This is a genomic window from Streptomyces sp. KL109B, assembly GCF_030766935.1.
GTDB lineage: Bacteria > Actinomycetota > Actinomycetes > Streptomycetales > Streptomycetaceae > Streptomyces.
Genome location: NZ_JASERL010000016.1, coordinates 248,384 through 272,385 on the forward strand (window position 1 = coordinate 248,384; position 24,002 = coordinate 272,385).

A 24,002-nucleotide genomic window follows, 5' to 3' on the forward strand; every position below is an offset into this window, starting at 1 on the left:
GACCACATCAAGCCCCTCCGGCGATTGAGGAGCGGGGTCCGGGGCAGAGCCCCGAGACCGTAACGGCGTCGCGGCGCTACGCCTCGAAGGGGCGCGCCGGCCACTCCGCCTGGGCCGGACGGAGCGCGTCAAGACCGTCACCCGCAAGCACCGCGGCCAGCGAAAGCGCACCGACGACAAGGCAGTTGTTGTGCAGCTCGCCCGCGAGCACACCCCGGACCAGCTCCGGCAGAGGCACCCGCGCGAACTCCATGTCCGCCTCTTCCTCCTCCACCTCGAACCGCTCACCGTCCGCCTCGGAGAGGTCCCGCGCGAGGAAGATGCGTACGGCCTCGGAGCAGCCGCCCGGCGTCGTGTAGACGTCGGTAAGGACCCGCCAGTCCTCCGCCTTGACGTGCACCTCTTCGTACAGCTCGCGCTGCGCGGCGTGCAGCGGGTTCTCGCCGGGGATGTCGAGCAGGCCCGCCGGGATCTCCCAGAGCTTCTCGCGCACGGGGTGCCGGTACTGCTTGAGCAGCAGCACCCGGTCCTGGTCGTCGAGCGCGACAACCGCCACCGAGCCGGGGTGCACCTGGTAGTCGCGCCGGGCAACGGATCCGTCCGGCATGACGACGTCGTCCGTACGTACCGAGGTCTTGTTCCCGACGAAGGGGGTCGCGGTCCCGCGGACCTCCCACTCCTCGGCCGTGTCCACGAGCGGCGTCTTGGCCGTCATACCGAAAGCCCTCCTACGTAAGAAACCGGGGTGCATGCCCACAAAAGGCATGCACCCCGGTAACCGTACATCGCTTGTGTTACAAGCCTTACTTGGCCTTCTTGGCCCCAGCCTGCGCACCCTTCACCTTGCGCTCCACGGCCGCCTTCACCAGTCCGGCGAACAGCGGGTGCGGACGCGTCGGGCGCGAGCGCAGCTCGGGGTGCGCCTGGGTGGCGACCAGGTACGGGTGGACCTCGCGCGGGTACTCGACGTACTCGACGAGCTTGCCGTCCGGGGAGAGGCCGGAGAACTGCAGGCCGGCCTTCTTCTCCAGCTCGGCGCGGTACGCGTTGTTCACCTCGTAGCGGTGCCGGTGGCGCTCCTCGACGTACTCCTTGTCGCCGTACACCTCGCGCACGATGGAGCCCTCGGCGAGCTTCGCCGGGTACATGCCCAGCCGCATCGTTCCGCCCATGTCGCCCTCACCGGCGACGATGTCGAGCTGCTCGGCCATGGTGGAGATGACCGGGTGGGCGGTCGCGGCGTCGAACTCCGTGGAGTTGGCGTCCGGGATGTCGGCCAGGTTCCTGGCCGCCTCGATGACCGTGCACTGCAGGCCGAGGCAGAGGCCGAGCAGCGGGATCTTGTTCTCGCGGGCGTACTGGATCGCGCCGACCTTGCCGGACACGCCGCGGTCGCCGAAGCCGCCGGGGATGCAGATCGCGTCGACGTCGCCGAGCGTCTTCTTGGCTCCGGCAGGCGTCTTGCAGTCGTCCGACGTGACCCACTTGATCTTGACCTTGGCCCGGTTGGCGAAGCCGCCGGCGCGCAGCGCCTCGGTCACCGACAGGTAGGCGTCCGGCAGGTCGATGTACTTGCCGACCAGCGCCATGACGATCTCGTGGTCCGGCTTGTGGACGCGGCCGAGCAGGTCGTCCCACTGCGTCCAGTCCACGTCACGGAACGGCAGGTCCAGCTTGCGGACGGCGTACGCGTCCAGGCCCTCGGAGTGCACGACCTTCGGGATGTCGTAGATCGAGGGGGCGTCGGGGCAGGCGACGACCGCGGCCTCGTCGACGTCGCACATGAGGCTGATCTTGCGCTTGATCGCGGTCGGCACCTCGCGGTCGCAGCGCAGCACGATGGCGTCCGGCTGGATACCGATATTGCGCAGCGCCGCAACCGAGTGCTGGGTCGGCTTCGTCTTCAGCTCACCGGACGGGCCGATGTAGGGAAGGAGCGAGATGTGGACGACCAGCACGTTGTCACGGCCGACCTCGTGACGGACCTGCCGGACCGTCTCCAGGAACGGCAGCGACTCAATGTCGCCGACGGTGCCGCCGACCTCGGTGATCACGACGTCGACCTCGTCCGTCGCCATGCGGCGGATGCGGTGCTTGATCTCGTTCGTGATGTGCGGGATGACCTGGACGGTGTCGCCCAGGTACTCGCCGCGCCGCTCCTTGGCGATGACCTGCGAGTACACCTGGCCGGTGGTCACGTTGGCCGAGCCGTCGAAGTCGATGTCGAGGAAGCGCTCGTAGTGGCCGATGTCCAGGTCGGTCTCGGCGCCGTCGTTGGTGACGAACACCTCGCCGTGCTGGAAGGGGTTCATCGTGCCGGGGTCGACGTTCAGGTAGGGGTCGAGCTTCTGCATGACGACACGGAGGCCACGGGCCTTGAGCAGCATGCCGAGGCTGGAGGCGGTCAGGCCCTTGCCGAGCGAGGAGGCGACACCCCCAGTGACGAAGATGTGCTTGGTCGTCGAAGATTTCGGCTGCATGGCCAAGAGGGGGCTCCCGTGGTCGCGGTCGTGGGGTGCGTGCCGACGCGCTCTGCCGTTTTTTCGGGAGGCGCCGTCGCTGCGGTTCGGGGGTTCGATGACCACCGGCTCACGGGCTACCAGGGTATCAGCGACGAGACGAGGCTGCTTCCGGCCACGCTCCGCGCACGGGTCAGCAACCCATCGCGACGAACGGTCCGCGCTCACCCGTACGGCCCAGACGTGTTGGAGTGAGCGGCACGCGGATCACTTGAGCGCGTCGTATCCTGCTCGGACACTCGGCTGGCGAGTCACAACGGAAAACGGCGTCACGACGGCAACACCCCCGCCCGTTCCCCACCGTTCCTTCGGAGCACCACGTCCGATCGCCGCACTCCCCACCCGGAACAACCGGCTCGTCAGTTCGTTTGACAACGACGTATCCGGACGGCGTATCAACGGACAGCAGGATCCGCCGTCTTCACAACCGTGGCCGTTCGACTGGAGATGCACGTGGCCGGGCGCATCGAGGATTACGCACTCATCGGAGACATGCAGACCGCCGCCCTGGTCTGCCGGGACGGCACAGTGGACTGGCTGTGCCTGCCCCGCTTCGACTCGCACGCCATTTTCGCCGGGCTGCTCGGCACCGAGGATCACGGCTTCTGGCGCCTCGGCCCCGCGCACGCCGCCGACGCCGAGCCACCAACGGCGGCGCGGCGCGAGTACCGCGGCGATTCACTGGTCCTGGAGTCCGAGTGGGACACCCCGCGCGGCACCGTGCGGGTCACCGACTTCATGCCGCCGCGCGACGGCGCTCCCCAACTGACCCGGATCGTCGAGGGCGTGAGCGGACGGGTGCCGATGCGCTCGGCGCTGCGGATGCGCTTCTCGTACGGGCGGATCACTCCGTGGGTGCACAAGGTGGACGGCCGTACGGTCGCCGTGGCGGGGCCCGACTCCGTATGGCTGGACACGTCGGCGGAGACGTACGGCAAGAACCTGACGACGTACTCGGACTTCACCGTGGCGCCCGGGGACCGGGTGGCCTTCACGATCCAGTGGCAGCCCTCGCACAAGGAGCAGCCGCCGCTGCCCGACCCGGAGTGCGCGCTCACCGCGACCGAGCAGTTCTGGCGGGAGTGGGTCGAGCACTGCACGTACCACGGGCCGTACCGCGAGGCCGTCGTGCGCTCGCTGATCACACTGAAAGCGCTGACGTACGCGCCGACCGGTGGCATCGTCGCCGCGCCGACGACCTCGCTGCCCGAGGAGATCGGCGGCGTACGGAACTGGGACTACCGGTACACGTGGCTGCGGGACGCCGCGATCACCCTGTCCTCGCTGCTGCGCACCGGGTACCGGGAGGAGGCGCGGGCCTGGCGGGAGTGGCTGCTGCGGGCCGTGGCCGGGGACCCGGAGAACCTGCAGATCATGTACGGCATCGCGGGCGAGCGGGAGCTCGGCGAGGCGGAGCTGGACTGGCTGCCCGGGTACGAGAACTCGGGCCCGGTACGGGTCGGGAACGGCGCCGCGCACCAGCTCCAGCTCGACGTGTACGGCGAGGTCACCGAGGCGCTGCACCTCGCGCACATGACGGGGCTCGCGAGGAACGACTACGCGTCGCTGCTCCAGCTCAAGCTCATCCGGTACCTCGAAGGGCACTGGGACGAGCCCGACGAGGGCATCTGGGAGGTGCGCGGGCCGCGCCGGCACTTCGTGCACTCGAAGGTGATGGCGTGGGTGGCCGTCGACCGGACCATCAAGCTCATCGAATCGGGCGACGCCGACGGGCCGTTGGAGAAGTGGCGCGAGCTGCGCGACGACATCCACCGGGACGTCTGCGAGAAGGGGTACGACAAGGAGCGCAACACCTTCACGCAGTCGTACGGCAGCAAGGAGCTGGACGCCTCGCTGCTGCTCATTCCGCAGATGGGGTTCCTGCCGCCCGACGACAAGCGGGTCATCGGGACGATCGAGGCCATTCAGCGGGAGCTTTCGACGCCGGACGGGTTCATCCTGCGGTACCCGACGGACGGCGACGACGCCGGTGTCGACGGCCTGCCGGGAGACGAAGGGGCCTTCCTGGCCTGCTCGTTCTGGATGGCGGACGACCTCGCGATGATCGGCCGGGTCGACGAGGCCCGCAAGCTCTTCGAGAAGCTGCTCGCGCTCCGCAACGACCTGGGGCTGCTCGCCGAGGAGTGGGATCCGCGGCTGCAGCGCCAGGTCGGCAACTTCCCGCAGGCGTTCAGCCATGTGCCGTTGATCGACACGGCGCTGCGGCTGACGGCGAGCGGGGCATACGGGGGTTAGCCCACGGCGTTGATGACTTCCTTGGCGGCGCGTTCCCCTTCGGTCGCGCCGCCTTCCATGAAGCCCTGGAAGTCGTAGGAGCAGTGTTCGCCGCCGATGTGGATCCGGCCCTGGGCGACGCCCTCGTACCCCGCGTACCGGTGGAGATAGCCCACCGGCCAGTACGAGTAGGCGCCCAGGGCGTACGGGTTCTTGTGCCAGGCGGAGAGTTGGGCGCGGCCCGTCCAGGCGGCCTTGGTGCCGGGGAAGACGCGGTCGACGCCGCTGAGGTACCGGGCGCCGAGGTCGCGGACGTACGGGTCGGTCTCGGTGCTGAACGGGCCTGCCGGGGCAAGGGACTTGGCGAGGGAGCCGCCGCCGTACTGGATGAGGATGCCGCCCGTGCCCGGCTGCACCTTCGTCGTGTCCCACGTCTGCTGCCAGTCGGCGTCCGTGAAGCAGTCGCCCGCCGAGACGCCGGGCCAGGCGCCCGTGCCGCGCCAAGGGCGGCTCGTGAACTGCATGTTGAGTTTGGTGCAGTAGCCCATGCGGGCGTCGCGCAGCAGGTTCATCATGCGGGTGTCGAAGCCCGCCTTGGAGAGGTCGAGGCGTTGGAGGACCGGCAGCGGTACGCAGAGGATCGTGTGGTCGGCGGTGGCGGTGCGGGTGGCGCCGCCGATCTCGGTGAAGGTGAGGGTCTGGGTGCCGTCGGTGTTGGCCTTGAGCGCGGTCAGCGACATGCCGTGGCGGAGGGTGCCGGACGGGAGGAAGTCGGCGATGGCGTGCGGGAGTTGGTCGTTGCCGCCGGTGATGTGGTAGCGCTCGTTGGACAGGCCCCAGATGTTGAAGTTGCCGGGATTGGTCTGATAGCCCATCAGGAGGACGAGGGCCAGGGCCGATTGGTCCTGGGTGTCCGCTCCGTACTCGACGTTGTACGCGACGTCGAACCAGCGGCCGAGCGGGGAGCCGTGGCCGCCGGGGACGCGGGATTCGATCCACTCGTACAGGGACATGTTGTCGAGGGCCGTGCCGGTGGGCGTGGTCTGGTTCCAGAAGACCTCGCCGGAGTCCTGGACGTCGCGGCGCAGTGACTGGTAGACCGCGTTGAAGTCCTCGTCGGCCTGTTCGCGCGGGTAGTAGGCGCCGTTGAACCAGAGGATCTCCTCGGCGCCGTTCGGGCCGCCGCCCAGGAAGTCCTCCAGGGGGAGGCTGAAGCGGCGGGCCAGCTCCTGCATCTTCTTGTGGCTGGTGTCGATCAGCTCGCCGCCGATCTCGGAGGTCTGGCCGTACGCCCAGTGGTCGGCTTGCGAGTACATGCGGCCGCCGACGCGGTCGGGGTTCGCCTCGTAGAGGGTGCAGGCGAGGCCCGCGTCGTGGAGGGTGAGGGCGGCGGTGAGGCCGGCGATTCCGGCGCCGACGACGGCGATACGGGGTGCCGCCGCCGCGCGCGCCTGCGGGGCGGGGAGCGCGGTGGCGGCGAGGCCGGTGGCGGCCGCGGCCTTCAGGACGGTGCGGCGGCTGGTGGTGGCGGACCGGGCGCGGAACTCCGCTACAGGGACTCCGAGTTGGGCCGCCGCCCGATGTTCCGTTGCCAGGCGTCTCAGGGCGTGCATCAGGTTCGTACGAGCCATGACGTCGTTCTCCTTGATGACAGAGGTGACGGGTTCAGACGGAGGGGGCGGGGGCCGGCCGGTCCTCGCGTTCGGCGGCGTCCTCCAGGACGATGCGGCCGATGACCTCGTAGCGGTGCGGGTGGCGGGACCTGACGTACAGGCCGAGGGCCAGGCCGCCGAAGAAGACCAGGCCGACGACCCACGGGATCGCCTTGAAGAACAGGGAGTCGGCGGCCGTGCCCGCGGCGGTGTCCATGTTGACGACCAGGAGGACGACGACCGCGATCATGCCGATGCCGCCGAGCAGCGGGGCGACGAGGGTCCTGAACCAGTGCCGGTCCTCCGGGTGGTTGCGCCGGAAGTAGCCGATGACGGCGAAGGAGCACAGGGTCTGGACGATGAGGATCGACATCGTGCCGAGGATCGCGAGGAGCGTGTAGAGGTGGATGTACGGGTCCTGGCCCGTCACCCAGAACGCGCCGACCAGCACGACGGCGATCACCGACTGCACGAACGACGCGACGTACGGCGAGCCGTGCTTGTGGTGGGTGCGGCCGAGCGCGGGGTGCAGGAAGCCCTCGCGGCCGATGGCGTAGAGGTAGCGCGACGCACACTGGTGGAAGGCCATGCCGCAGGCGAACGAGCCGGTGATCAGCAGCCATTGGAAGGCGTCGACGGCCCACGCGCCGATGAAGGAGTGGGCCGGGTCGAAGAAGAGGTCGAGCGGGGTGGAGCCGGACGAGACCTTCACCGAGCCGCTCAGACCGTTGCCGGCGATCGTCATCCACGAGACGTAGATGTAGAAGAGGCCGACGCCGACGACCGAGATGAGGGTCGCGCGCGGGATGACGCGCTTGGGGTCGCGGGACTCCTCGCCGTACATCGCCGTCGACTCGAAGCCGACCCACGACCAGAACGCGAAGAACAGGCCGAGGCCTGCGGAGGTGCCGGTGAAGGCGTTCTTCGGGTTGATCGGTTCTACGGGGATGCCGTCGGGGCCGCCGCCGTGGATCAGGACCGCCGTCGCCACCGCGAAGAGCACCGCGATCTCGGCGATCAGCATCACGCCGAGCGCCTTCGCGGTGAGGTTGATGTCGAAGAAGGCGAGCACGGCCGTGACGGCGAGCATGGCGGCCGCGTAGCCGATCCACGGGACGTCCCAGCCGAGCTGGTCGTGCACCGTGGTCTGCGCGAAGTACGAGAAGACGCCGACGATCGACGCCTCGAACACGATGTACGCGAGCACCGCGAGCATCCCGGAGGCCATGCCGGCGATCCGGCCGAGGCCGTGCGAGATGTAGCCGTAGAAGGCGCCGGCCGCCGTGATCCGCTTGGCCATGGCGACGTAGCCGACGGAGAAGACGGTGAGGACGAGCGTCGCGAAGAGGTAGCCGGCGGGGGCGCCCGTGCCGTTGCCGAAGCCGACGGCGATGGGCAGGTTGCCGGTCATCGCGGTGATCGGGGCGGCCGTCGCGACGGCCATGAAGACCACGCCGACGAGCCCCACCGAGTTCGCCTTCAGGCGCTGCACCGGTTGCTGGGGCGACTGGTGGGCCGGCTGCTGGGCTCGCTGCACTGGCTCTGACATTTTCGTCCCTCTCTTGGGGGCGTGCCACGAAATCCGAAGATCGAGATGCGGTGCTTGTGCGGAAACGACAGTGTGGCCGTGACGTGACGTGCACCACAACAGACACCTGGTCGTGCAATTCCGGTGGGGGCACGACGGGTTGTCGCGAGGTAGCGTCCGTGTCATGGACAGCACCTCGCCCGACCTCGCCGCCCTCTCCTCGCCCGGTGGCATCACCGTGCGGCGCGCCCTGGAACTGCCGGGGCTGCGCAGTGGGCTGCCCGAGGTGGTGGCGGGCGGGGAGCGGCTGCTGCGGACCGTGCGCTGGGTGCACGCCGGCGAGGTGCCGAACATCGCGTCGCTGCTCAAGGGCGGCGAACTGCTGCTGACCACGGGGTACGGGATCGGGACCCGCCCCGCCGAGCAGCGCGCCTTCGTGCGCAAGCTGGCCGAGCGGGGCATCGCGGCGCTCGTCATCGAGCTGGGCCAGCGGTTCTCCCGGCTGCCTTCCGCGCTCGTGGAGACGGCGCGGACGGCGGGCCTGCCGCTGGTGCAGCTGCACCGCGAGGTGCCGTTCGTGACGGTGACGGAGGAGATCCACACCGAGATCGTCAACGGGCACTACGCGCTGCTGCGGCGCGCCGAGGAGGTGCACAGGCGCTGCACGGACGCCCTGCTCGGCGGCGGTGGCGTCCCTCAAGTCCTGGGTATTCTCGCCGAGTTCAGCGGGAACCCGGTGTTCCTGGAGACCGCCGACGGGCAGCTGCTCTACGCGGCCGGGGCCGAGGGCGACATCAATGATCCGCTCCAGGTGTGGGAGGGGATGCGGGGCACGCACCAGGACGAGCCGCCGGGCGGGGCCGTGCTGGTGGACGTGCCGGGCGGCGGTCCTGGCGCCGGTTCCGTCCGGGCGCGCCTCGTGCTGTTGCCGGTGTCGGGGACGCTCGCGCCCGTGCACCGGATCGCCGCGGAGCGGGCCGCCGGTTCGCTCGCCGTGGTGCTGATGCAGGCCCGCCAGGAGGAGGAGCTGGCCGCGCGCGGGCGCGGCGACTTCCTGACCGATCTCGCGGAGGGCCGGATCGCGGCGGACGACGCCCCTGCGCAGGCGCGTGTACTCGGGTTCAAGCCGACGGGGGGCGGGGCGGCCGGGAGCGGGGTGACCGGGAGCGGGGTCGCCGGGAGCGGGGCGGCCGGGGGCAGACCGGCCGGGAGCGGGCCGCTGCTGCCCGTGGTGATGCGGCTGCCGGAGGCGTCCGTGGGGGCCGTGGGGTTGTCGCCGGGCGGCGGCTGGGCGGTGCTCGCGCGGGCCGTGTCCGAGGAGCTGGCCTCGGTGGGGGTGCCGGTGCTGCTCGGCGTACGTCCCGTGGAGGGGCGGGTGCCGCTGCTGCTCGGGCTGCGTACGGAGTCGGAGCGGGCGGCGGTCGCGGACCGGGTGGCGGCGGCGCTGCGGGCGGGCGTCGCGCGGGCCGGGATGCAGCGGGCGGGGGCGCAGCCGCCGGTGGTGGTGGTCGGCGGGGCGGGCGGCTGGGCCGCGGCGGCGGCCGGGCTTCGGCACGCGGCGGAGACGGCGACGGCGGCGCAGGGCCTGGACGACCGGCCGTGGTTCGACGCGCGGCGCCTCGACATCGACCTGCTGCTGTGGCGGCTGCGCAGCCACGGCGACGGAGCAGCTCTGGCGGCGTTCGTGGAGCGGGCGATCGGACCGCTCCAGGACCACGACCGGCGCGCGAAGCCGCCGCTGCTGCCGACGCTCCAGACGTATCTGGCGCACGCGGGCCGCAAGGCGGAGACGGCGCGCGAACTGCACCTCAACCGGCAGACGCTCTACAACCGCCTGGCGCGGATAGGGGAGTTGCTCGGGACGGACCTGGACGACCCGCAGACGGTGCTGGCGCTGAGCCTGGCGCTGCGGGCGCGGCGGCACACGCCCGCCACGCCCTGAGGTTCAGTGAAAGCCCGTCAACTCATCGTAGACACTGAGGACTTGGGCAACCGTCGCGTCCTCGGTCGGCCAGGTCGCGGCCTGCGCGGCGCCCCGCTCCTTGAGCCGCTCGCGCCGCGCGGGGTCGTCGAGCAGCCGCCGCACGGCGTGGGCGAGCGCGGCAGCATCGTCGTGCGGAACCAACTCGGCGCCGTCACCGACGAGTTCGTCGACGCCTCCGGCATCCGCCGCCACGAGCGGCACGCGCGCGTGCAGCGCCTCCTGCGCGAGCAGCGAGCGTGGCTCCCAGCTCTTCGGCAGCACCGCGACATCGGCGGCGTGCAGCAGCTCGGCGACGTCGTCGCGGCGCCCCGCGAGCCGCACCGGCAGGCCCTCGTCCTCGATGCGCCGCTGCAGCGCGCCCCGTTCCGGCCCCTCCCCCGCGATCACCAGCAGCGGCACGGGGTCGAGCGCGAGCAGCTCGTGCGCGGCGTCGAGCAGCACGTCGTACCCGCGCCCCCGCTCCAGGCCGCCGACGGCCATCAGCAACGGCCGGTCCACGCAGCCCAGTTCGGCCCGCGTCTTGTTGCGGGTGCGCTCGGCCTCCTCGCCCTCCGGGAGCGGTCCGCGCGGCGGCGGCAGCGACACCGCGGCGAGCCGGGCGTCCCGCGCGCCGCGCGCCCGCGCCCGGTCCACGAGGTCGGAGGAGGTGCCGAGCACCACGGCCGCCGCCCTGGCCACACGCCGCTCCAGCACGCGCAAAAGGTGGGCGCGGGTGCCCTCGGCGGACGAGCGGGTGTGCCAGGTGACGACGAGCGGGACGCGGCGGCCGCTGAGCGCGAGGGAGGCGCGCAGCGCGGCGTGCAGCCCGTGCGCGTGCACCAGGTCGGCGTCGGCGCAGGCGGCGCGGAGCGCGGCGACGGCGGCCGGGTCGCTGCGGCGCGGCACCGGAAGGTGGTGCGCGCCGGCCTCCGCGAACCCGTACGCCCGCTCGGCCGCCATCGGCGCGCAGACCGTCACCCGCACCCCCCGTGCCACCAACCCCTCGGTCAAGGACCGCACATGAGCACTGCTGCCCGCACTGCCGCCGCCCACCACCTGCACGGTACGCAGCGCCGCCTTTCCGTGCGCTGACTGGCTGCTGGGGTGGATCACGCGGCCGGACTCCTGGTGGGTATCGGCGAACTCAGTAGGTACGGAAGGCGTTCGGAAGGCGTCAGTGTTCGGAAGGCATCGGTATACGGAGAGTACGGGCTCAGGGGTACGTACACCGTCAGACCCAGAATGCCAGTCCGCACGACCACTCCGGCACCGGCCACAGTCCCGCACCGCACGGGCCTGGGCAACACGGCACACCGGACCACTCACATGGGTGAGTTGATGAACCCGATACTGACGTACGGTGCCGCGCAACAGCCCCGGCCAACCGCAGCCGCAGCCGCAGCCGCAGCCGCGACGTCACCCGTCGTCGCGCGCCGTCGCCAGCAGCTCCTCCGCGTGCGCCCGCGCCGTCTCCGAGTCCTCCTGGCCGGCCAGCATGCGCGACAGCTCGCGTACCCGGTCCTCCCCTTCGAGCACGGTCACGCCGGAGCTCGTCACGGAGCCGTCGTTGGTCTTCTCGACCAGCAACTGCCGGTCGGCGAACGCCGCGACCTGGGGCAGGTGCGTGACGACCACGACCTGCGCGGACTTCGCCAGCTTGGCGAGGCGGCGGCCGATCTCGACCGCGGCTTTGCCGCCGACACCGGCGTCGACCTCGTCGAAGAGATACGTAGGTACGGGGTCGTTGCCCGCGAAGACGACCTCCACCGCGAGCATGACGCGCGACAGTTCACCGCCGGACGCGCCCTTCGCGATGGGCCGCGGCGGCGCCCCCGGGTGCGGCGCGAGCAGCAACTCCACCTCGTCGACGCCGTGCGGTCCGCAGGACACGTTCCGGCCGCCGACCTCGACGCCGTCCGCCGCGTCCGTCTCCGTCTGCCGGATGTCGAAGGACACCCGGGCGTGCGGCATCGCGAGCGAGGAGAGTTCCTCGGTTACCGCCGCCGCGAAGCGGTCGGCCGCCTCCACGCGCGCGTGCGTCAGTTCCTGTGCCAGTACGCCGAGTTCGCCGCGCAGCGCGTCGCGCTCGGCCGTCAGCTCGTCGATCCGCTCGTCGTCACCGTCGAGTTCGAGGAGCCGCGCCGCGCTCTTCTCGGCCCACGCGAGCACCTCCGTCACGTCCTCGCCGTACTTGCGCGTCAGCGCCGTGAGCGCCGCCCGCCGCTCCTCCACCGCGGCAAGCCGCAGCGGATCCGCGTCCAAGTCGTCGGCGTACCCCGCGAGTTCGGCGGCGACATCGGTCAGCAGGATCTGCACCTCGCCGATCCGCTCCGCGAGCGCGCCCAGCGCCGAGTCGTGCGAGCGCACCGCCTCCAGGGCCCGGTGCGCGCCACCCACCAGCGTCTGCGCGTCGACCCCCTCCGGGTCCTCCGGGTTTCCGGCGAGCGCGGCGTGCGCGGCCGCCGCCGCCGAGGCCAGCGCCTCCGCGTGCCCGAGCCGGGACGCCTCCTCGGCCAGTTCCACGTCCTCGCCGGCCCGCGGCTCCACGGCGCCGATCTCCTCGAGCCCGAAGCGCAGCAGATCCGCCTCCTGCGCCCGCTCACGGGCGCGCGTGGTGATCTCCTCCAGCTCCGCGCCGACGGCCCTCAACCGCTTGTACACGGCCGTGTACTTGGCCAACGGCGCGGCGACGGCGTCCCCCGCGTACCGGTCGAGCGCCTGCCGCTGCCGGCCGAGCTTCAGCAGGCCCTGCTGGTCGGTCTGGCCGTGCACGGCGACGAGATCGTCGGCGAGTTCGCTCAGCACACCCACCGGCACGGACCGCCCGCCCAGATGCGCCCGCGAACGCCCTTCGGCGGAGACGGTGCGGCTGAGCAGCAGCACCCCGTCCTCCAGCTCGGCCCCGGCCTCCTCGGCCCGCACGAGCGCACCCGAGTCGGCGGGCACCGCGACGCACCCCTCGACCACGGCGTTCTTCGCGCCGATCCGTACGAGCGCGGGGTCGGCGCGCCCGCCGAGCAGCAAGCCGAGGCTGGTGACGACCATGGTCTTGCCCGCGCCCGTCTCACCGGTCACCGCCGTGAACCCGGGCGAAAGCTCCACCACGGCGTCGTCGATGACTCCGAGCGACCGTATCCGCATCTCCTCCAACACGCCTCTGACCTTACGAGGTCGGAGGCCGTCCTTGCGACGGACCCTGGCCCCCGGCACCGTATCCGCAGGTCGGAGGCCAGATGCGGCGACAAACCTTCACGCCGCCGTCACTCGAACGTGCCGGTCGGCACGGCGGCGCGCTCCACCCCGGTCAGTGCGGAGCTCCCCGCCACCCCGCCACCGGCAGCGCGAACTTCGCCACCAACCGGTCCGTGAACACCGCGTGGTGCAGCCGTGCGAGCCGCACCGGCACCTCGCCGCGCCGCACCTCGATCCGCGCCCCCGGCGGCAGCTCCACCGTGCGCCGCCCGTCGCACCACAGCACCCCGTGCGGCGTGTGCTGCTGCACCTCGACGGCGAGCACCGAGTCCGGCGACGTAATGAGCGGCTTGGCGAACAGGGCGTGCGCGCTGATCGGCACCATGAGCAGCGCCTCGACCTCCGGCCACACGACCGGCCCGCCCGCCGAGAACGCGTACGCCGTCGACCCGGTCGGCGTCGCGCACACGATCCCGTCGCAGCCGAAGCCGGTGACCGGCCGACCGTCGATCTCGAGGACGACCTCCAGCATCCGCTCGGGCTCGATCTTCTGTACGGCCGCTTCGTTGAGCGCCCAGTCGCGGTGCACGACGTCGCCGTTGCGGTGCACGGCGACGTCGATCGTCATGCGCTCCTCGACCTCGTACTCCTTGGTGACGACGCGGTCGACGACCTTGTCCAGGTCGTCCCGCTCCGCCTCCGCGAGGAAGCCGACGCGCCCCAGGTTCACGCCGAGCATCGGCACCCCGGACGCCCGCGCGAACTCGGCGCCGCGCAGCAGCGTGCCGTCCCCGCCGAGCACGATGAGGAGTTCGCAGCCGTCGAGGCAGGAGGGCGTCGCCTCCGACTCCTTCACCAGTTCCACGGCGTCGGGCACCGGCAGGTCCTGCGCCTCCGTCTCCAGGACCCGCACGCCGAGGCCGCTGCGCAGCAGCCCCTGTACGACGAGTTCGGCGCTGCGGACGGCAGCGGGCCGGCCCGTGTGGGCGAGCAGGAAAACCGTACGGGCTGGGGTGTTCGGCCGCTGGGTCAGCGTTGTCAACGGGGGCCCTCCGCAACTGCGCGATCTACGTCGGCCGGGTCCAGCTGATCCGCCCCGGCACGCAGCCACAGAAAGTACTCGACATTCCCCGACGGTCCCGGCAGGGGGCTCGCGGTCACGCCACGCACGCCGTACCCGAGCTTCCATGCCTGGTCGGCGACGGTGCGCACCGCCTCGGCCCGGAGCTGCGGGCTGCGTACGACGCCGCCGCTGCCGAGCCGCTCCTTGCCCACCTCGAACTGTGGCTTGACCATCAGCACGAGGTCCGCGTCCGGTCCCGCGCAGCGCGCGAGGGCGGGCAGCACAAGGCCGAGCGGGATGAAGGACAGGTCACCGACGACCACGTCGACGGGTACGTCATCGATCGCCTCCAGCGTCAATTCGCGTACGTTCGTACGGTCCTTGACGGTGACGCGTTCATCGCTCTGCAGTGACCAGGCGAGTTGTCCGTAGCCGACGTCGACGGCGACGACGTGCGCCGTCCCGGCCCGCAGCAGCACATCGGTGAAGCCTCCGGTCGAGGCGCCCGCGTCGAGCGCGCGCCGCCCCTTCACCACGAGCCCTTGCGGCCCGAACGCCTCCAGCGCGCCCGCGAGCTTGTGCCCGCCGCGCGAGACGTAGTCGGGGTCGCCTTCGTCGTCCTTGACGACGATCGCCGCGGCCGTCTCCACCTGTGTCGCGGATTTCGTCGCGACGGTCTTGCCGACGCTGACCCGCCCGGCGGCGATCAGCTGGCTCGCGTGCTCGCGCGAGCGGGCCAGCTTCCGGCGGACGAGTTCGGCGTCGAGGCGGCGACGTGCCACACCTGCCACGGTGGTTCAGCTCCTGAAGTCAGACGGAGACGGGGAGGACCCTGCGTCCAGCGCGGTCAGCGCGTTCCGCAGGCCCTGATGTACATCCTCGTACACCTCGACGTGTCCGTCCGCCGCGAGGTGGTCCACATCGCCGAGCCGCTCCAGCTGCGCGTCCACCTCGGCGTTGTCCGTGGGGGTGCGCTCGATGCCGAGGGGGGCGGGGGCGGCGGGGTCGTACGACGGTTCCTCTGCGGGTTCCGGCACGTCGGTGGCCTCGGTGGGCGTCTCGCTCATGCCCAGACGCTACCTCGGAAGCCCGGTGTACCGTCGATCGCGATGGCGACGACGGAGGAGTGCCGGGCGGCACTCGAAAAACTCTCGGACAACATGGCGGGGGCCGAAGGCGACGTGCGCGCGGCAACGGCCCTGGACCGCTCCGTGACCTGCCGCATCACCGACCTGGACGTGACGTTTTCCGGCCGTCTCACGGACGGCCGGATCGCGGTGCACGACACATACGCCGGGCCGCCCGCGTACAAGGCGCAGATCCGGCTCGCCATGACCGGCGACGACCTGGTGGCGATGGTGAACGGCGAGCTGAACTTCGCGAAGGCGTGGGCCTCCGGGCGCGTCAAGCTCGAAGCCTCGTTCCGCGACCTGCTGCGGCTCAGGACGCTGCTGTAGCGACCGCGCCCGCCTCCGTCTTGCGGCGCGCCTTGCGCGCGGCCGGCACCACCAGCGGGGTCCCCGTCTCCGGGTCGTCGATGACCTGGCACTTCATGCCGAAGAGCCGCTCGACGAGCTCCGCCGTCACGATGTCCTTGGGCGCGCCCTCGGCGATCACCGCGCCGTCGCGCAGGGCGATGAGGTGGGTGGCGTAGCGGGCGGCGTGGTTGAGGTCGTGGAGCACGGCGACGAGCGTGCGCCCCTGCTCCTCGTGCAGCTCGGCGCAGAGGTCGAGGACGTCGATCTGGTGCTGGATGTCGAGGTACGTCGTCGGCTCGTCGAGCAGCAGCAGCGGCGTCTGCTGGGCGAGCGCCATGGCGATCCACACGCGCTGGCGCTGGCCGCCGGAGAGCTCGTCGACGTACCGGTCGGCGAGTTCGCCGACGCCGGTCGAGGCCATCGACTCCTGCACGATCCGCTCGTCCTCGGAGGACCACTGGCGAAGGAGGCCCTGGTGCGGGTAGCGGCCGCGGGCGACGAGGTCGCCGACGGTGATCCCGTCGGGCGCCACCGACGACTGCGGCAGCAGGCCGAGCGTCTTGGCGACCTTCTTCGCGGGCATCGACTGGATGACGCCGCCGTCGAGCAGGACGCGTCCCGCGCTCGGCTTGAGCATCCGCGACAGGGCCCGGAGCAGCGTGGACTTGCCGCAGGCGTTCGGGCCGACGATCACCGTGAACGAGTTGTCGGGGATCTCCACCGACAGCTTCTCGGCGATGACGCGCTGGTCGTATCCGAGGGTCACGTCGTCGGCTATCAGCCTGTTCACTGCGGTGCTCCTTTGGTGCGTCCGGTTCGTACGAGAGGGGTGCGGGCCATGTCCGCTACGAGAGGTCATATCCGCCCCGCCTTCCGCTCGGTGACGAGCAGCCACAGCAGGTAGACGCCGCCGACGACGCCGGTGACGACACCGACGGGCAGCTGGTCGGCTCCGAACGCCCGCTGCGAGACCAGGTCGGCGACGATCAGCAGGGCCGCCCCGAGGATGGTCGACGCCGCGAGGTTCGGCCCCGGCGACTTGGTCAGGCGCCGGGCGATCTGCGGGGCGGTGAGCGCCACGAAGGTGACCGGGCCCGCGGCGGCGGTCGCTGCGGCCGTCAGGACGACGGAGGCCGTGAGCAGCAGCAGCCGGGTGCGCTCGACGCCGACGCCGAGGCCGCCCGCCGCGTCGTCGCCCATCTCCAGCATCCGCAGCGGACGCGCGTACGCGGCGACCAGCGGGATCAGGACGACGAACATGATCAGCAGCGGCCAGACCTGCGTCCAGTCGCGGCCGTTGAGCGAGCCGGTCATCCACACGGTGGCGCGGGCGGCGTCCACGAAGTCGGCCTTGGTGAGCAGATAGCCGTTGACCGCGGTGACGAAGGCGGATACGCCGATGCCGACGAGGACGAGCCGGTAGCCGTGCACGCCCCGCTTCCACGCGAGTACGTAGATCGCGAGGCCGGTGACGAGGCCGCCGACGAGCGCGCCGATCGCGACCTGCCCCGCGCTGCCCCCGAAGATCACGATCATGACGAGCGCGCCCGCGGTCGAGCCCTGCCCGAGGCCGAGCACGTCGGGGCTGCCGAGCGGGTTGCGGGACACGGACTGGAACAGCGCGCCGGACAGGCCGAGCGCCGCGCCGACGAGCAGTCCGACGAGGACCCGCGGCAGCCGCAGGTCGTTGATGATGAATTCCTGCCCCGCGTTGCCGTTGCCCGCGAGGGTGCGCAGCACGTCGGAGACCGGGATCGGGAAGTCGCCGGTGCCGATGAGGAACACGCTCGCGGCGAGCGCCGCCACGAGGAGGATCACCACGACGACGGCCGAGCGGACGTCGAGCCGGACGGAGAGCCCGCCCGGGGTGCGTATCGCCTTGGTGCTGCGCGTACGCGGCTTGGTTTCGGTCGCGTTCACAGCTGGGCCATCCTTCGGCGACGTACGAGCACGATGAAGACCGGCGCGCCGATGACGGCGGTGATGATGCCGACCTGGAGCTCGGAGGGACGGGCCACGACGCGGCCGACGACGTCGGCGCCGAGCAGCAGCACGGGCGAGAGAACCGCCGCGTACGGCATGATCCAGCGCATGTCGGGGCCGGTGAACGAGCGCACCATGTGCGGCACCATCAGGCCGACGAAGGCGATCGGGCCGCAGGCCGCGGTGGCCGCGCCGCACAGCAGGGTCGCGGCGATCATGCTGAGGGCGCGGGTGCGGCCGAGGTGGGCGCCGAGCGCGCGGGCGGTGTCGTCGCCCATGGCCATGGCGTTGAGCGGCCGGGCGAGGCCGAGCGCGAGGAGAGCGCCGACGGCGATGAACGGCCACACCTGCTCGATGGTGTGCATGGTGGCGGTGGCCAGCGAGCCGACCTGCCAGAACCGCATCCGGTTGAGGGCCATGTCGTCGGTGATCATCACCGCGTAGAGATAGCCGGAGAGCGCCGCGTTGATCGCGGTACCGGCGAGCGCGAGCCGCACGGGCGTCGCGTTCCGGGTGCCCCCGAGCGCGTACACGAGCACCCCCACGGCAGCAGCCCCCGCGAACGCGAACCACACATAGCCGCTGAGCGAGGTCACCCCGAAGAAGCTGATGGCGGAGACGACGGCGGCCGACGCGCCCATGTTGATGCCGAGGATGCCGGGGTCGGCGAGCGGATTGCGGGTCAGCGCCTGGAGCACGGCGCCTGCGAGGCCGAGCGCGACTCCGGCGAGGAGCCCGAGCAGCGTGCGCGAGACCCGCTCCCCGACCACCACGTCCGCGTAGTTCCCGGTGTCCTGGAACAGGCCGTGCCAGACCTGGTCGAGAGAGAGCGGCTTGGCGCCGACGGCGATACTCGCCACCAGCACCGCCACCAGCACAAGGACAGACGCGAGCAACCCGACGGTGCGTATCAGCGCACGGCGGTCGGGGGGCGCGGGAGTGGTCACCGCGCTGGCTTCGGGGGGACTGTCGACCAACACGAGGTTAGGTTAGCCTACCCTGCAATTCGGCCACATCCCGCTGCCCGGAGAGAAGCATCTCCCATGACTCCTGCCTCACGTTCCACGCCCCCCTTCGACCTCTTCGACCTGCACGTCCTGCGCGCCTCCCGCCTCACCCCCTCGATGATCCGGGTGGTCTTCGGCGGCGCGGACCTGTCCCGCATGGAGTCGGCGGGCCGCGACCAGCGCATCAAACTCTTCCTGCCGGCGCCGGGCCAGCAGGCCCCGCAGGTCCCCGACAACAGCGACGGCAACTGGTACCCCGCCTGGCAGGCCCTCAACCCCGCCACCCGCGGCATCATGCGCACGTACACGATCCGCGACCTGCGCACCGCCCCCACCGCCGAGCTGACCGTCGACTTCGCGGTCCACGGCGACTCGGGCCCGGCCTCCCGCTGGGCCCTGCGCGCCCGGCCGGGCGACCGCGTCTCGGTCCTCGGCCCGGTCGTCGAGGAGAACGCCGCGTACGACTTCCGCCCGCCGCCGGACACGGACTGGGTCCTCCTGACGGCCGACGGCTCGGCGCTCCCGGCGGTGGCGGCCATCCTGGAACATCTGCCCCACTCCCTCCCGGTCCACGCCTGGATCGAAGGCGCCCCCCAGCCCCTCACCCCGAACCGCCCGCACACCACCATCACCTGGCTCCCACCCACCACCTCCCCGGTCGAAGCCCTCCGCGAGTCGACCCTCCCCGAGGGCCTCCCCTACGCCTGGGTGGCCGGCGAATCCTCCACGGTGAAGGCCATCCGCCGCCACCTGGTCACAGCCCGCTCCATGGACCGCAACCGCGTGAAGTTCTCCGGCTACTGGCGCAAGGGCACCTCCGAAGACACCCTCATGACCAACGCCGAAGCGGCATAGAAGCAGGACGGGGCGGGGCGGCGGGGGCGACTCCTCGGACGCGCCCGCCCTTACAACCCCAGCCGCGCGACCACCTTCCCCGACTCCAACCCACAAACCCCGTCCCCGGCAACCGTCCACGCCACCGCACACAACGCCCTCAACCCATCAATCGCCGCACCGTCCCCCTCCAACCGAAGCTCCCCGTCCCCGGCAAAGGCCTTCCACCCCCCACACCGGAACCCGACGTCCCCGCCCCCCACCTCGACAACCTCCGGCTGCCCGACCAACAACCCCCGCAAGTCGACATCCACATACGTCGGCCGATGCCGCGGCTCCGCTGCCAACAACTGCCCCGCATCCGTCACCCCGGTCAACACCAGCAGCGAATCCACACCCCCGTTGAACGCCCCCTCGATATCCGTGTCGAGCCGATCCCCCACCACCAGCGGAGCCTCCGCCCCGGTCCGCAGAACCGTCTCCCGATGCATCGGCGGCAACGGCTTCCCCGCGACCCGCGGCTCCGCCCCCGTCGCGATCCGGACGACTTCCACCGCCGCCCCGTTCCCCGGCGCGATGCCCCGCGCACTCGGAATCGTCAGATCGGTATTGGACGCGAACCACGGCACCCCGCGCGCAATGGCATAACAAGCCTCGGCGAACCTCCCCCACGCCATGTCGGGCCCGCCGTACCCCTGTGCCACGGCCGCCGGATCCTCATCCGCGGAGTCCACCGGCACGAGCCCCCGCTCCCGCAGCGCGACGCGCAGCCCTTCACCACCGATCACCAACACCCGCGCGCCACTGGGCACTTGCTCACTGATCAGCCGCGCGACAGCCTGCGCCGACGTAATGACGTCATCCGCCCCGGTCGGAATCCCCAGCTCGGTCAGGTGCTCGGCGACGGCGTCCGGCGTGCGCAGCGCGTTGTTGGTGACATACGCGAGCCCCATCCCGCCCTCGCGCGCCACGGCCAACGACTCCACGGCATGCGCGATGGCCCGCCCACCCGCGTACACGACCCCGTCGAGATCGAGCAGCGCGGTGTCGTACACCTCGCTCAGCGCCCGCTCGCTGCCCCCGGGCCGCACCCGAACCGCTCCGCCGGCCGCCGCCCCCGCACTCTCGCCCTGGCTCATTCCGCATCGCTCCTCGCTCGATCCCACTCCCCCGATCATCCCCCACGCCACTGACACTCGTAGGATGCGGGGATGAAAACTGGGGGTCGCACGGCTCAGACAGGCAGCAACGGCCTGGACCTGATTCCGTTCCGGGGTGTCCGCTATGTTCCCGAACGGGTCGGCAGCCTCGCCGCCGTGACCTCGCCCCCGTACGACGTAGTCGTACGGCCCGACGGACTCCACCACCTGGAGAACGCGGACCCGCACAACATCGTCCGCCTGATCCTGCCGCAGGCCGTGGAACCCCAGGCCCGCAACGACCTGGCGGCCGCCACCCTGCACCGCTGGCTCACCGAGGGCGTCCTCGCCCCCGACACCGAACCGGCCCTCTACGTATACGAGCAGCGCAACGGCGATGTCCTGCAACGCGGCATCATCGGCGCCCTGCACCTCTCCGAAGCGTCCGAAGGCGTGGTCCTCCCCCACGAGGACGTGATGCCGCACGTGGTCGAGGACCGCGCGGGCCTGATGCGCACGACGGCCGCGAACCTCGAACCGCTCCTCCTGACGTACCGCGGCAACGGCAACGCGACCGGCGCCACCGCCGTCATCGAACGCACGGTCCAGCGCGCCCCGCTCCTCTCCACGACCACCGAGGACGGCTACAGCCACCGCCTCTGGTCCCTCACGGACCCCGAGGACCAGCGCCAGGTGCAGGGCGACCTCGCCGCCCACCAGGCCCTGATCGCGGACGGCCACCACCGCTGGGCCACCTACCTGCGGCTGCGTACCGAACACACCGCGCCGGGCCGCACCCCCTGGGACTACGGCCTGGTCCTCCTGGTCGACACGGCCCGCTACCCCCTCCGGGTCCGCGCCATCCACCGCCTCATGGGCCGCCTCCCCCTCGACCGGGCGCTGGCGGCGGCCCGCCCGCACTTCCGTGTCCGCGAGGTCACGGGCCCCCTGCCGCACGCGATGGACGCCCTGGCCCAGGCCGCGTCCGAAGGCAACGCCTTCCTCCTGACCGGCACCGAGGACACGTACCACCTCCTGGACCGCCCCGACCCGGCGCTCCTGGACCGTACGATCCCTGCCGACCGCCCCGAGGCCTGGCGCACGCTGGACGCGACGGTCCTGCACTCCACGCTCCTCGACCACGTCTGGGAGATCCCCGAGGACTCCCCCGCCGACGTCTCGTACATCCACGACACGGCGGCGACGGTCGACAAGGCACGCCGCGACGGCGGCACGGCCGTCCTGATGCACCCGGTCCGCGAGGAGGTCGTCCGCGACCTCGCCCAACAGGGCGTGACGATGCCCCGTAAGTCCACGTCCTTCGGCCCGAAGCCGGCCACGGGCCTGGTCCTGCGCACCCTGACGGACGCCTGAGAAACGCCTGAGAAACGACGCGTGGGCGGGCTCCCCTCCGGGGGAACCCGCCCACGCGTCACTCACACCTACTTGTCGTCGCGCTCAGCGCCCGCACCCTCGGGGGCCGGCGCCCCGTCGTCCTCGCTGTCGTCGAAGGCGTCGACGAACTCGACGCCGTCCATCTCGGCGAGCCGGTCGGACGCGTCGGTGCTGCCGTCCTTGTCGGCCTCGACGGCCTTCGCGAACCACTCGCGCGCATCGTCCTCGCGGCCGGCCTCGAGCAGCGCGTCGGCGTACGCGTAGCGCAGTCGCGCGGTCCACGGCTGGCTGGAGTTCGAGGCGAGCTCGGGGCTCTGCAGCGTCACGATGGCGGCGTCGAGCTGCCCCATGTCACGCCGCGCACCGGCGGCGACGAGCCGCATCTCGACCTGCCCGGCCTTGTCCAGCTTCGACACCTCGGGCGCCCCGGCCATGTCGAGCGCCTTCTCCGGCCGCCCGAGCCCACGCTCGCAGTCGGCCATGAGCGGCCACAGATCCACGTTCCCGGTCATCCGCCGCGCGGCCCTGAACTCGGCGAGCGCCTCGCTGTACTTCTGGTTCCCGTACGCGGCGAAGCCCGCGGCCTCCCGCACGGCGGCCACGCGCGAGGCGAGCCGCAGCGCGATCCTGGAGTACGCGTAGGCGCCCTCCGGGTCCTCGTCGATCAGCCGCGCCACCATCACAAGGTTCTTCGCGACGTCCTCGGCGAGCCCCTTCGGCAGGGACTGCAACTCCTGCTGTACGTCCTTGTCGAGCTCGGCCCCCGAGACGTCCTCCGGAATCGGCAGCCGCTTGATCGGCTCCCGGTCCCGCTCCCGCTCGTCCCTGAACCGGGGCCCACCGCCCCGCCGGTCGTCACGACGGTCCCCCCGCCGGTCGTCCCGCCCACCACGGAACCCACCGGGACGCCCACCCCGGTCGTCACGCCGCGGCCCACGCCCACGGTCGCGGTCGTCCCGCCGGTCACGGAAGCCGCCACCACGGTTGTCGTCCCGCCGGTCGTCACGCCGGAAGTCCCGCCGGTCATCACGACGGTCGTCGCGACGCGGCCCACGATCGCGGTCACCGTACGGACGGTCGTCACGCCAGTCACGGAAGCCACCGCCACGGTTGTCGTCCCGCCGGTCGTCCCGCCGGTCGTCCCGCCGGAAGTCCCGCCGATCGTCACGGCGGTCGTCGCGACGCGGCCCACGGTCACGATCATCACGCCGGTCACGGAAACCGCCACCACGGTTGTCGTCACGCCGGTCATCACGCCGGAAGTCCCGCCGGTCATCACGGCGATCATCCCTACGCGGCCCACGATCGCGGTCATCGCGCCGGTCGCGGTCATCACGACGGTACGAAGGCCGGCCCCGGTCGCGATCACGGTCACGGTCGCCGTACGGGCGGTCATCGCGACGCGGCCCACGGTCCCGGTCGTCGCGCCGGAAGTCCCGCCGGTCATCACGGCGGTCGTCGCGGCGCGGCCCACGATCGCGGTCATCGCGCCGGTCGCGGTCATCACGACGGTAGGAAGGACGCTCGCGGTCGCCATCGCGCCGGTCACGGCGCGGACCACTGTTGCTGCGGTACCCGCCCCGGTCACCACTGTCCCGGCGGCGCTGATCGCGCTCCGGTCGATCGTCGGGAGAGTTGGTGGCCATCGGTCGACTCCTGTCTTCGGTACCGCAGTCATTCTCGCGCAACCGGGGTACCGGCGCGCTCCGAGAAGAGCTCTGTAAATACAAAAAGGACCCTTGGTCCCCAGCATGTGTGCCGGGACCAAGGGTCCTCTCAAGAATTGTTCGGCGGCGTCCTACTCTCCCACAGGGTCCCCCCTGCAGTACCATCGGCGCTGTAAGGCTTAGCTTCCGGGTTCGAAATGTAACCGGGCGTTTCCCTTACGCTATGACCACCGAAACCCTTTCAGACATCCCTCAAAAGGGACATGTGAACAGGGCGGCGAACTAGCACACTCTTCAGTTGAATAAGTGAAACTGTTCTGCCAGCACAACTGTTCGTTGTCTGGGAA

General features: G+C 71.4%; 20 protein-coding genes and 1 rRNA gene. 5 read left to right on the plus strand and 16 right to left on the minus strand.

From position 1 onward, the window contains the following. Positions 1-76 precede the first annotated feature (76 nt). Both RBJ65_RS38375 and RBJ65_RS38380 read right to left on the minus strand, forming a co-directional pair. Positions 77-715 (minus strand): NUDIX domain-containing protein, encoded by a 639-nt coding sequence (locus RBJ65_RS38375; RefSeq protein WP_306323969.1) that lies wholly within the window; start codon positions 713-715, stop codon positions 77-79. 88 nt (positions 716-803) lie between these two features. Further along, entirely contained in the window at positions 804-2,480 is a 1,677-nt protein-coding gene (locus RBJ65_RS38380; protein ID WP_306323968.1) for a CTP synthase, read from the minus strand. A gap of 492 nt (positions 2,481-2,972) precedes the next feature. Here RBJ65_RS38380 and RBJ65_RS38385 point away from each other — a divergent pair, with 492 nt between their 5' ends. Further along, a complete protein-coding gene (locus RBJ65_RS38385; RefSeq protein WP_306323990.1) occupies positions 2,973-4,775 on the plus strand; it encodes a glycoside hydrolase family 15 protein in 1,803 nt (600 codons plus the stop codon). Here the strand turns inward: RBJ65_RS38385 and RBJ65_RS38390 are convergent. Then, positions 4,772-6,385 carry an NAD(P)/FAD-dependent oxidoreductase gene (locus RBJ65_RS38390; RefSeq protein ID WP_306323967.1) on the minus strand — a complete coding sequence of 538 codons (1,614 nt, stop codon included), beginning with the start codon at positions 6,383-6,385 and terminating at the stop codon, positions 4,772-4,774. The two genes, RBJ65_RS38385 and RBJ65_RS38390, sit on opposite strands and share 4 nt — an antisense overlap. 34 nt (positions 6,386-6,419) lie before the next feature. Then, on the minus strand, positions 6,420-7,955 hold the full coding sequence (locus tag RBJ65_RS38395; RefSeq protein ID WP_306323966.1) for an APC family permease: 1,536 nt from the start codon (positions 7,953-7,955) through the stop codon (positions 6,420-6,422). A 163-nt stretch (positions 7,956-8,118) separates the two neighbouring features. On the opposite strand from RBJ65_RS38395, the gene RBJ65_RS38400 reads away from it, so the two are divergent. Next, entirely contained in the window at positions 8,119-9,876 is a 1,758-nt protein-coding gene (locus tag RBJ65_RS38400; RefSeq protein ID WP_306323965.1) for a PucR family transcriptional regulator, read from the plus strand. Between the two features lie 3 nt (positions 9,877-9,879). Here RBJ65_RS38400 and RBJ65_RS38405 read toward each other — a convergent pair whose 3' ends face one another. The 5 genes from RBJ65_RS38405 to RBJ65_RS38425 form a co-directional block, all read right to left on the minus strand. After that, positions 9,880-11,010 (minus strand): glycosyltransferase family 4 protein, encoded by a 1,131-nt coding sequence (locus RBJ65_RS38405; RefSeq protein ID WP_306323964.1) that lies wholly within the window; start codon positions 11,008-11,010, stop codon positions 9,880-9,882. 303 nt (positions 11,011-11,313) lie between these two features. Continuing rightward, the gene (gene recN, locus RBJ65_RS38410) at positions 11,314-13,038 is read right to left on the minus strand and encodes a DNA repair protein RecN (protein ID WP_306323989.1); all 1,725 of its coding nucleotides are present in this window, start codon (positions 13,036-13,038) and stop codon (positions 11,314-11,316) included. Positions 13,039-13,201: 163 nt separating this feature from the next. Then, complete coding sequence (locus RBJ65_RS38415; RefSeq protein ID WP_306323963.1) at positions 13,202-14,131, minus strand: NAD kinase; 930 nt, start codon at positions 14,129-14,131, stop codon at positions 13,202-13,204. Beyond that, on the minus strand, positions 14,128-14,943 hold the full coding sequence (locus tag RBJ65_RS38420; protein WP_306323962.1) for a TlyA family RNA methyltransferase: 816 nt from the start codon (positions 14,941-14,943) through the stop codon (positions 14,128-14,130). Before RBJ65_RS38420 ends, RBJ65_RS38415 begins: the two co-directional genes overlap by 4 nt. Before the next feature lie 6 nt (positions 14,944-14,949). Beyond that, a complete protein-coding gene (locus tag RBJ65_RS38425; RefSeq protein ID WP_306323961.1) occupies positions 14,950-15,219 on the minus strand; it encodes a hypothetical protein in 270 nt (89 codons plus the stop codon). 42 nt (positions 15,220-15,261) lie between these two features. Between RBJ65_RS38425 and RBJ65_RS38430 the strand changes: the two genes are divergently transcribed. Next, positions 15,262-15,609, plus strand: coding sequence for an SCP2 sterol-binding domain-containing protein (locus tag RBJ65_RS38430; RefSeq protein ID WP_306323960.1), 348 nt, complete (start codon positions 15,262-15,264; stop codon positions 15,607-15,609). On the opposite strand, the gene RBJ65_RS38435 is transcribed toward RBJ65_RS38430, so the two are convergent. The 3 genes from RBJ65_RS38435 to RBJ65_RS38445 all read right to left on the minus strand — a co-directional run bounded on the left by RBJ65_RS38435 (position 15,593) and on the right by RBJ65_RS38445 (position 18,593). Continuing rightward, positions 15,593-16,420 carry an ABC transporter ATP-binding protein gene (locus RBJ65_RS38435; RefSeq protein ID WP_306323959.1) on the minus strand — a complete coding sequence of 276 codons (828 nt, stop codon included), beginning with the start codon at positions 16,418-16,420 and terminating at the stop codon, positions 15,593-15,595. The two genes, RBJ65_RS38430 and RBJ65_RS38435, sit on opposite strands and share 17 nt — an antisense overlap. A gap of 65 nt (positions 16,421-16,485) precedes the next feature. Continuing rightward, the gene (locus RBJ65_RS38440; protein ID WP_306323958.1) at positions 16,486-17,550 is read right to left on the minus strand and encodes an iron chelate uptake ABC transporter family permease subunit; all 1,065 of its coding nucleotides are present in this window, start codon (positions 17,548-17,550) and stop codon (positions 16,486-16,488) included. Next, positions 17,547-18,593: an iron ABC transporter permease gene (locus RBJ65_RS38445; RefSeq protein WP_306323957.1), complete on the minus strand. Its 1,047-nt coding sequence runs from the start codon at positions 18,591-18,593 to the stop codon at positions 17,547-17,549. The genes RBJ65_RS38440 and RBJ65_RS38445 overlap by 4 nt, the downstream gene beginning before the upstream one ends. A gap of 63 nt (positions 18,594-18,656) precedes the next feature. Here RBJ65_RS38445 and RBJ65_RS38450 point away from each other — a divergent pair, with 63 nt between their 5' ends. Further along, on the plus strand, positions 18,657-19,475 hold the full coding sequence (locus RBJ65_RS38450) for a siderophore-interacting protein (RefSeq protein ID WP_306323956.1): 819 nt from the start codon (positions 18,657-18,659) through the stop codon (positions 19,473-19,475). 50 nt (positions 19,476-19,525) lie between these two features. On the opposite strand, the gene RBJ65_RS38455 is transcribed toward RBJ65_RS38450, so the two are convergent. Continuing rightward, complete coding sequence (locus RBJ65_RS38455; protein WP_306323955.1) at positions 19,526-20,593, minus strand: HAD hydrolase-like protein; 1,068 nt, start codon at positions 20,591-20,593, stop codon at positions 19,526-19,528. A 72-nt stretch (positions 20,594-20,665) separates the two neighbouring features. Between RBJ65_RS38455 and RBJ65_RS38460 the strand changes: the two genes are divergently transcribed. After that, entirely contained in the window at positions 20,666-21,967 is a 1,302-nt protein-coding gene (locus RBJ65_RS38460; protein WP_306323954.1) for a DUF1015 domain-containing protein, read from the plus strand. A 68-nt stretch (positions 21,968-22,035) separates the two neighbouring features. Here the strand turns inward: RBJ65_RS38460 and RBJ65_RS38465 are convergent, their stop codons facing one another. The 3 genes from RBJ65_RS38465 to rrf all read right to left on the minus strand — a co-directional run bounded on the left by RBJ65_RS38465 (position 22,036) and on the right by rrf (position 23,890). Beyond that, positions 22,036-22,776: a tetratricopeptide repeat protein gene (locus RBJ65_RS38465; RefSeq protein WP_306323988.1), complete on the minus strand. Its 741-nt coding sequence runs from the start codon at positions 22,774-22,776 to the stop codon at positions 22,036-22,038. Next, a complete protein-coding gene (locus RBJ65_RS38470; protein ID WP_306323995.1) occupies positions 22,668-23,741 on the minus strand; it encodes a hypothetical protein in 1,074 nt (357 codons plus the stop codon). The genes RBJ65_RS38465 and RBJ65_RS38470 overlap by 109 nt, the downstream gene beginning before the upstream one ends. 32 nt (positions 23,742-23,773) lie before the next feature. Further along, positions 23,774-23,890: ribosomal RNA gene (rrf, locus tag RBJ65_RS38475) — 5S ribosomal RNA — on the minus strand. Positions 23,891-24,002: the final 112 nt, after the last annotated feature.